Origin of the sequence: Stieleria sp., assembly GCF_041595215.1 — a bacterium.
In the GTDB taxonomy this organism is placed as follows: Bacteria; Planctomycetota; Planctomycetia; order Pirellulales; family Pirellulaceae; genus Stieleria; species Stieleria magnilauensis.
The window spans coordinates 1-9,385 of record NZ_JBFHKV010000224.1 but is presented as its reverse complement, the minus strand read 5'-3'; the positions used below and the strand labels follow the sequence as shown (position 1 = coordinate 9,385).

Here is a 9,385-nt window from a genome sequence, read left to right as displayed (position 1 = left end):
CCATGATGGGTCCTCAACCGGAAGCGTGTCCGGCTCCGCCCCCGGCTGATCGGCCAGACGCTTCTTGGCCGCCGCCAGTTCTCGCTCGGCGGATTCAACTTCTGATTCGGCTTTCTGGATCGCCGCTTGCTGGACGTACGATCGGGTGCCCGGGGCAAACGCGGCCGGAGGCAACTTCACCGGTTCGACCGGGGCCGCAAAGTCGGCCAGGATCGCGGGCACGCCGGGGCGGACGGGATTCTCCTTGTCCGGATTCATCGGGTCGCCGCGGAGGTGCACGAACGTGGGTCGGTCGACCGAATCGTCAAACACCCGCGGCAGTCCGTCTTTCTCGAAATCCGTCACGCCGGGGATCGGATCCAAGCGGACCTGGTGCGGTTCAAACAGCGCCCGAAAACGGTAGTAATCCAGCTGCGAAATCGGATCGTACTTGTGATCATGGCACTTGGCACAATTCAACGTCAGGCCCAGAAACGCTTTGCCGGTGTGTTCGATGGTGCTGTCCAACCAAGTCGTCCGGTTGAACAGGTAGTAGCTTCTTGCCAGGTAGCCCGTCCCCGCGATCGCATCGGGATCGGTGGGCGCCAATTCGTCCCCGGCCAACATCTCCGAGACCATCCGGTCATAGCCCTTGTCATCATTGAGCGAACGGACGATCCAATCGCGCCAACGCCAGATGTGTTTTTGGCTGTATCGAATTTGCTGGCCCAAGCCGTACCAATCGCTGTACCGCCAAACGTCCATCCAATGGCGCGCCCAACGTTCACCATGTTCAGCGCGAGCCAACAGGTCGTCGACGATTTGTTGCCAAGCACGCTCGTCTCGCAGTTGCTCCGTCGTGGGCGGCAATCCGATCAGGTCTAAATACAGCCGCCGAATGATCATCGATCGATCGGCCGGGCCGACGGGACGAACGCTGCCGGCGACCCGCTTGACGGTCAACCATGCATCGACCGGGTGATCGGCCTGACCGGGCGACTCGGGCAGCGTCGGCCGTGTGATCGGTTGAAACGCCCAATGTTCGGTCGGCGCCGGAGGCGGCGTTTCCTCCGGCGCTCGGGCCCCTTGTTCGATCCAACGGCGAAGTAATTCGATCTGGTCGGGTTGCAAAGCGGCACCGTCTTCGGCCGGCGGCATGCGTTCGTCTTCGTCGGCGGTGATTCGCGCCAACAGTTCGCTGGCATCCGGATCGCCTGGATCAAGGGCACCGCCGTCGATCATCAGGGATCGCGTTTCCAGACGCAGGCCGGACTCTTGTTTCAACACGCCGTGACAGGAGTAACACTTCTCGCTGAGCAGCGGTTTGATCTGGGTCAGATAATCGACATCGTCGGACGCGATCGCAGCCGACATCGACGGGGCTGCGAGAACGAGGAACGCGATGACTTGGGGGAGGGAGCTTGGACGCACGGGGAGACGCATCGGTTGGAGGTGGGAAGGATTAGTTTAACCGAATCGGCCGCGGATGTGTCGTTTGTTTTTTCCGGCCGATCCTCGCCCGGACATCAAACGACGCAAGCACCGTTGAGGCCCGTAGGCTCGCGCCAAACGGCTGATCATCGTTTGACATCAGCCGGTTCGCGCCAGCGTCCGGGCTCCTCCGCTTGTCTTAACTTGCCGGTATTGGGCTAACGCCTGAGCACCAACAGTGTTGACGCGCGTTGTTGCGGACTTCGAATTAGCAGTCGCCCAAAACATCGGCTAAGATACGCCACATGAACCAACATCCGCCCCATCGATCACTTCGCCGTGACTTTCTGCGTTCTGCCGGTGGCGGAGCCGGGATGATCGCGCTGGCTTCACTGCTATCCGCTGACGGCTTTGCGGGAAACCCCGACGGCTCGATTCGCCAGCCCCACTTCCGACCGCGGGCCAAGCGAATCATCTGGCTGTTCATGCATGGAGGCCCCAGCCAAGTCGACCTGTTTGACCCCAAGCCGGATCTAATCAAGTACGCCGGACAGCCGCTTCCGGACAGTTTTGGTTCCGTGATGACGCGTCGCAAAGTCGCCAACAATCCACTGCTCGGCCCGGTCCGTCCGTTCCGGCCGCGTGGCCAATCGGGGTTGCCGATCTCTGACTTCCTGCCGCATCTGTCCACCGTCGCCGACGATTTGTGTGTGATCCGGTCACTGCATGGAGACAGCGTCAATCATCCACAGTCGGTGTACCAAATGAACACCGGCAGCATCTTGATGGGGCATCCGAGTTTCGGCAGCTGGCTGGCCTACGGACTGGGCAGCGAGAACGAGGACATGCCGGCCTTTGTGGTGTTGCCCGACCCAGGCGGCGGACTCAAGGGTGGACCGTCGGCCTGGGGCAACGGCTATCTGCCGGCGACCTATCAAGGAACAACGATGCGTCCGGGTAAAACGCCGATCCTCAACCTGGCGCCGCCGAGCGGTGTTTCGGATCTCCGTCAACGTTCAACACTGGACTTCATTCAACAACTTAATCAAAACCATTTGGTCGGACGTGAACAGGACGACGACCTGGCCGCCAGAATCGATGCGTACGAACTGGCGTTTCGGATGCAATCGGCCGCACCCGAAGCCGTTGATTTTTCACAGGAGTCGGCCGCAACGCTTTCGATGTACGGGATCGACGACAAGACAACACGTGACTTTGGCGAGCGCTGCTTGCTGGCCCGGCGCATGATCCAGCGCGGTGTCCGGATGGTCCAAGTCTATTCGGGCGACACCAACGGCTGGGATGCGCATCAAGATGTCGACAAGAACCATAGCGAGTACTGCGCCAAAACCGACAAACCGGTCACCGCGCTGCTCAAAGACCTGAAGCGATCGGGATTGCTCGATGACACCCTGGTCGTCTGGTGCGGCGAGTTCGGACGCATGCCGATGAGCGAACAAGGCAAGGGCCGCGATCACAATCCGTGGGGTTACTGTGGATGGATCGCCGGGGCCGGCATCAGCGGCGGACGTGCCTACGGCGCGACCGACGAAGTCGGGCTGCGGGCGGCCGAAGATCGAGTGCACGTCAACGAGTTCCACGCCACGTTGCTTCACTTGATGGGACTCGATCACCGCGACCTGACCTACTTCCATAACGGACTGGACGAGCGTCTGACCGGCCCCAGTGAAGTCGACATCGTCGAGGGTCTGCTCTCATGAGGCGATTGACCCTGCTGATGGCGTTGCTTGCTATCTTCCCGCTGCTGCCGTGGACCCCGACCGCCAGGGCGACCGACGCGGAAGACCAACCGGTTGATGACGCAGTCGCCGAAATCGAAGAAGACGAAATCTCGGACTTCGACCGCGACCACTGGGCTTATGATCCGATCGTGCGTCCCGCCGTGCCCGTGGTGGTGCAAACCGATTGGCCGCGGACGGGGATCGACCGGTTCATCCTGGCGCGATTGGAAAAGGACTCCCTCCAACCGGCGCCGCCTGCGGATCGGCCCAGCTTGATCCGCAGGCTGTGTTGGGACTTGACCGGTTTGCCGCCCACGGTCGATCAAGTCCAAGACTTTGTGAACGACCCGCGGCCCGATGCCTACTCGCGACTGGTCGATTCGTTGCTCGCGTCACCTGAGTTCGGGAAACGCTGGGGACAATTCTGGTTAGACCTGGCACGCTATGCCGACACCGACGGATACGAACACGACAAGATCCGTGACCAGGCCTGGAAGTATCGCGATTGGGTGATCGATGCGATCAACCGCGACATGCCCTATGACACGTTCATCCGCTGGCAACTTGCCGGCGACCAGGTGGAATCCGGCGGGGAACAAGCGACGCTGGCAACGGCATTTTGTTTGTCAGGCCCCGACATGCCCGACATCAACTCGATGGACGAACGACGCCACGTCTTGCTTAATGAGATCACGTCGACTGTTGGGGCCGTGATGCTGGGATTGCAGTTCGGCTGCGCCCAGTGCCATGACCACAAGTACGACGCGATCAGCCAAGCGGATTTTTATCGGCTGCGGGCGTTCTTCGATTCAGCGATCCGCCTGGAACAGAACAAGTCGGTCAGCGTCTTGGCGTCCCATCGTGATTACCCGCAAACCCATCTGATGATCCGCGGCGATTGGCGCCGACCGGGCGCCCCGCTGGAACCGGCGTTTCCCCGGGTCATCAATGATGCGGGGACGGTGCCGTCGCCTGACGCCTCGCCACGCACCGAGTTGGCTGATTGGATGACCGATCGATCCAACCCACTGACGGCCCGCGTGATCGTCAATCGAATTTGGCAACAGCACTTTGGCACCGGATTGACGGCGACACCGAGTGACTTCGGCGTGATGGGGGACAGTCCCACGCACCCCGAATTGCTCGACTACCTGTCCGATGAATTGATACGGGAAGACTGGAGCACCAAACGAATCCATCGCATGATCGTGATGTCCAGCGTCTATCGAGTGTCCGGCACGCGGCCGAAACAGGGCTCCGATCGCGAGTCTTGGGATCGTGCGCTGGCGGCCGACCCCGACAACCAGTTGCTCAGCCGTTTCCCTCGCCGCCGCTTGGATGCCGAAGCGATCCGAGACGGATTGCTGGCCGTCAGTGAATCGCTGAATCATGAGATGGGCGGTCCCGGCGTGCGGCCCGCATTGCCGGTGGAAATGGTCAAGACGCTGAAGTCGGGACAATGGAAGGAGACACCGTCGAAGGCTGACCATGAGCGTCGCAGCATCTACATTTTCGCCAGACGGAATTTGCGTTTCCCCTTCTTTGCGACCTTCGATCGTCCCACCGCCGATCAACCGTGCGCGCGACGAAACCAGTCCACCACCGCCATCCAGTCGCTGGTGCTGCTCAATTCCGCGTTTGTGATGAAGACGTCGCAGCGATTGGCAAGTGTCGTGTCCGCCGGCCAACCGGACCTGCGATCACAGATCGATTCGCTCTACATGCGACTCTATTCGCGACACCCCGATGGCGAGGAAGTGACGAACGCGACGGAGTTCTTGGCCAGCGGTGCTACGCTGAAAGATCTTTGCCGAGCGATGTTGAACTCGAACGAGTTCTTGTACGTGGATTAATTCTGCGACTGGCTCTGCACCGCACACCTGTCACGCAGACCCCGCATTGAACGGCTGATCATCGATAGACATCAGCCCCTTCGCGCCAGCGTCCGGGTGTCACACGCGAATTCAGTTAGCCGGTGTTGTCGGTCGCCTCTGAATCACCGGAGCGCAGGTACGCGGAGATCGGCACGGCCAGGACGGCGCCGATGACCGGAGCGGTCAGATAGATCCACAGGGATTCCAACTGGTTTCCGACCAGCGCCGGTGCGATCGAACGAGCCGGATTCATCGAGGCCCCGCTGATCGGCCCACCGCAGAGCACTTCGAAGGAGATCACGCCGCCGATGGCCAGCCCCGCCGTGATCCCTTTTTCTTTCGCACCGGTGCTGACGTTGAGCACGACGAACAGCAAAATCAACGTCAAGATGATTTCGAAAATGAACGATTGCCACCACGTTCCTGCCGGCAGCGTCGGCCCCAAGCTGGCTTGATCTGGAAATAAAACCCGCAGCAACACGCTGGCCAGCAGCGCGCCGACGCATTGGCTGATGATGTACGGGATCACGTGTTTCCCTTCGAATCGTCGCCCCACCCAGAACGCAATCGTCACGGCGGGATTGATGTGGGCGCCAGAGATATCGCCGATCGAATGGATCATCGCCGAAACGACCAGCCCCCAGGCAAGGGCGATGCCGACCAACGTCACGCCGCCGTCGGTCACGTTGTCGACCACCACCGAACCGGTTCCGACAAACACCAACACGAACGTGCCGATCATTTCGGCGACATACTTTTTCATCTTCACCAACGCTGCACGGCCAGGAGGAATCGTCTAAGCAACGGCAGATGATACCACCCCAGGCGGACGATGCGGCCCGTCTGTCGGCCAAGCGATTGAAAGACGCAAAAACGGGCCAACCCGTGGATGCGGCATAACCGGGATCGCGGCGTGTGCCAGTTTTGTCATTCTGATCATCGATCAGGCGTGTCCCCCCCCACACCTGACCTAGCCTTTCATCGAATTGAAACCTGCCCCCTCTTTTGACTTCGCCGCAGAACCCTGACGTGAAACGATTGTCTCGAATCCGCTCTGCTGTCCGACGCCGCCGCAAGGGGGCGGCGATGATCGAGTTTGCGGTTTGCCTGCCCGTGTTCCTGCTGATCGCGATGGGCACGATCGAAACCTGTCGGATGATTTATCTGCGGCAATCGCTCAAAGTGGCCGCATACGAGTGTGCCCGGCTCGCGATCGTTCCCGAAGTGACGGTGGCAGACTTACAGGATCAATGCGATGTCCTGCTGATGGGCCGCAACATCTCCAACTACACGCTCCATTGCACACCGGCGGATCCGTCCACTCTCAACTACGGAGAGATTTTCATCACGACGGTCGAAGCCCCTGCATCAGAGAACGCACTGGTCGGATCCTGGATCTACGGCAGTTCGACGGTCTCGGAATCTGTATCCATCATGATGGAGTATTAGTCCATGGTTCCAACAGTCAATCCTCCACGCGAACGCATTCAGGCCCGCCATCGCAGACACCTGCGGCGTGGAGCGACGATGGCCATGTTGGCGATCTTGATGCCCGTGATGATTGCCGTTGCCGCCTTCATGATCAACATCGTCTACATGGAACTGACTCGAACGGAGCTGCAGATTTCATTGGACGTCGCCACCCGTGCCGCCGGACGGACGCTGGCTGTGACCGGAGACCAGCAGCAAGCTGTCATCGCCGCCGAGCAAATGCTCAACGCGAACACGTATGCCAACCAAACGCTGGCCTTGAGTGAAACCGAGATCGTCTTCGGAGTCTCGACTCGCCACTCCGAAATGGAACGCTACAACTTTGGACCGGGCAATCATCCCAATGCGGTCAAGGTTGAAACGAACGGAACCCATCTCGTTCCGCTCCTGTTCCCATCGATGGGCGTGCCGATCCAGCCCCGCCCGATGAAGACAGCGATTGCCACCAAGGTCGAACTGGACATCGCTTTGGTGATCGATCGCTCCGGATCAATGGCCTACTCCGCCTCAGAACAAGCCGACGGGAGCGGCCCGGATGCCGCAGATGACGACTGGGCATTCGGCGATCCGGTTCCGCCTCATTCCCGCTGGCTGGACACGGTCGCCGCCGTCGACACGTTCTTGAGTGTGATGGAACAGTCCCACCATGACGAAATGGTGACATTGACGACGTATGCCTCCAAAGCAACCGTCGACGTGGACCTCACCCATGACTACAACAGCATTCGTGCTGCCCTCGATCACCATAGCAACCACTTTAGTGGGGGCGGTACGAATACTGGTGAAGGGATCACCAAGGGCAGCGCCGCAGTTCAGAAAAAAAACCTGGCCAGACCGTGGGCTGCCAAAGTCATGGTCGTGATGAGCGACGGATTGTCGACCACCGGAACCGAACCCGTGTCGGCCGCACGGATGGCAGCCGAAGCTCATGTCATGGTCTACACCGTGACGTTCTCTGACGAGGCCGATACAACGACCATGCAAGAAGTCGCCGATGCCGGCGCCGGCAAACACTACCATGCAAATGACAGTGCTCAGCTCAATCAAGTATTCGAAGACATCGCCCGTGGCCTCCCCACCTTGATCACGTTTTAACGCGGCAGCACCATGAGACCTACGCAGTCGTTCTCGCACAAACGAAAACCACGCGGCGCAACGACGATCGAATTTGCGTTGGTATTTCCGCTGATCCTGTTGTTCTTCGCGTTCATGTTCGAAGTCAGCCGCGTGTTGATGCTACAGCATACCGCCGACACCGCGGCATACGAAGCGGCTCGCGCGGCGATGGTGCCGGGAGCAACGGCAGCGGAGGCGGAACAGGTAGCACAGCAACTCGTCGACGACGCCGGATTCTCTCTCGTCGACATCCAAGTCACGCCCACTGACATTACCGACGAAACCGCGTTGATTACCGTTTCGGTCAGCATCCCTGTCAATCACAACTCATGGATCGCACCGACTCAATTCGCGAACTTTGTCGTCAACAGCGAAGTGACGTTGATGTGCGAACGACCACCGCTTATCAAACTGTCCGCCTTAACGGACTTGGGCGCCAAGAAAGAAAGGATGCAGAACAACACTGCCGGCCTCTAGTTGCGAAACGTGGTTCCGGCGCTCTTGACTGGCCTCCTTCTCTACCGCAACATGCTTGCGAGTCGGTTGATCGAATGGATGCTCCAAGATCAACGCGATCTGGTCAGCCGTAGACGCCTGCGCGCGGGACGTCGCGTGGCCGCTTGGCTGATACCGACGGGCTTCAATGGACAGGCTCGTGCTCCTCCCCCTGCCGACGAGACAATGTCACCCCCGCCTCCGAGTGAATTCAACACCATGACGATCTTCTCTTCCGCCTGCTCACTCCGCGGGGCCCGATGCGTCGTCTCGCTGTGTGTCCTGTCATTCTGCTTCGCCGCAACGGCGGTCTCGCAGGACCAGCTCGTCAAACAAACGAGCTACCAAACCGACCAGGACATCCCCTATCGCAGCGGCGAGAATTTGACCGACTACATGCGTGAGCGTTGCCGACTGGACGTCTACGCTCCCGAATCCAAAACCGGTTTCTCAACAGTCGTCTGGTTTCACGGCGGCGGATTAAAAGGTGGCAAAAAATCCGTGCCGAAGGAACTCAAGGAACAGGGCATCGCCGTCGTTGCCGTCAACTACCGACTTCATCCCAAAGTCACTTCGCCCGCGTACATCGAAGACGCTGCGGCGGCCGTCGCTTGGACATTCAAGAACATCGAAAACTATGGCGGCTCAAACAAAAAGATCTTCATCAGCGGACACTCCGCCGGCGGCTACCTGACCAGCATGCTCGGCCTGGACAAACGCTGGTTGGCCGCGCACGACATCGACGCCGATGACATCGCAGGACTGATCCCCTACAGCGGCCATACCATCACCCACTTCACCGTCCGCGCCGAACGGGGCATCGACGGCAAACAACCGGTCGTGGACGAGATGGCACCGCTGTATCACGTCCGCGACGATTGCCCACCGCTGCTGTTGATCACCGGAGACCGTGAGCTGGAAATGCTCGGTCGCTACGAAGAAAACGCCTACCTGTGGCGGATGATGCAAGTCGTCGGGCACCCCGACACCGAACTCTATGAACTCGACGGCTACGACCACGGCCAAATGGCCGGCCCCGCCCATCCGCTGCTGCTCCGCTTCGTGAAAACACACGATCGGTGAAATGCATCGTCGAGGGATACAGGGTGGGACATAAGCCCACGGATGGCAGCGCGAACCCACGGATGGCAGCGCGAACCCACGGATGAGAGCGCGACCGTACAGATGAGAGCGTGGTAGTTGTGAATGTCGATCGCGGATCGTATCGGTCCTACCGGCGTCTCAAACCGGCAATCT

At 59.8% G+C, this 9,385-nt stretch carries 8 protein-coding genes; 6 read left to right on the top strand and 2 right to left on the bottom strand.

Annotated elements, in window-relative coordinates; genetic code table 11:
• A partial coding sequence (locus ABX749_RS11045; protein ID WP_372896031.1) for a DUF1549 domain-containing protein occupies positions 1-1,410 on the bottom strand: 1,410 nt, incomplete at its 3' end.
• 305 nt (positions 1,411-1,715) lie between these two features.
• On the opposite strand from ABX749_RS11045, the gene ABX749_RS11040 reads away from it, so the two are divergent.
• Positions 1,716-3,131 carry a DUF1501 domain-containing protein gene (locus ABX749_RS11040; RefSeq protein ID WP_372896030.1) on the top strand — a complete coding sequence of 472 codons (1,416 nt, stop codon included), beginning with the start codon at positions 1,716-1,718 and terminating at the stop codon, positions 3,129-3,131.
• Positions 3,128-5,005, top strand: a complete 1,878-nt coding sequence (locus ABX749_RS11035) for a DUF1549 and DUF1553 domain-containing protein (RefSeq protein ID WP_372896029.1) — start codon at positions 3,128-3,130, stop codon at positions 5,003-5,005. Before ABX749_RS11040 ends, ABX749_RS11035 begins: the two co-directional genes overlap by 4 nt.
• Before the next feature lie 115 nt (positions 5,006-5,120).
• Here ABX749_RS11035 and ABX749_RS11030 read toward each other — a convergent pair whose 3' ends face one another.
• Positions 5,121-5,789: an MIP/aquaporin family protein gene (locus tag ABX749_RS11030; RefSeq protein ID WP_372896028.1), complete on the bottom strand. Its 669-nt coding sequence runs from the start codon at positions 5,787-5,789 to the stop codon at positions 5,121-5,123.
• A gap of 266 nt (positions 5,790-6,055) precedes the next feature.
• Between ABX749_RS11030 and ABX749_RS11025 the strand changes: the two genes are divergently transcribed.
• From ABX749_RS11025 to ABX749_RS11010, 4 genes are all read left to right on the top strand, one after another.
• Complete coding sequence (locus tag ABX749_RS11025; RefSeq protein WP_372896027.1) at positions 6,056-6,475, top strand: TadE/TadG family type IV pilus assembly protein; 420 nt, start codon at positions 6,056-6,058, stop codon at positions 6,473-6,475.
• Between the two features lie 3 nt (positions 6,476-6,478).
• Entirely contained in the window at positions 6,479-7,612 is a 1,134-nt protein-coding gene (locus ABX749_RS11020) for a VWA domain-containing protein (protein ID WP_372896026.1), read from the top strand.
• Between the two features lie 12 nt (positions 7,613-7,624).
• Positions 7,625-8,110, top strand: coding sequence for a TadE family protein (locus ABX749_RS11015; protein ID WP_372896025.1), 486 nt, complete (start codon positions 7,625-7,627; stop codon positions 8,108-8,110).
• A gap of 237 nt (positions 8,111-8,347) precedes the next feature.
• On the top strand, positions 8,348-9,211 hold the full coding sequence (locus tag ABX749_RS11010) for an alpha/beta hydrolase (protein WP_372896024.1): 864 nt from the start codon (positions 8,348-8,350) through the stop codon (positions 9,209-9,211).
• Positions 9,212-9,385 lie beyond the last annotated feature (174 nt).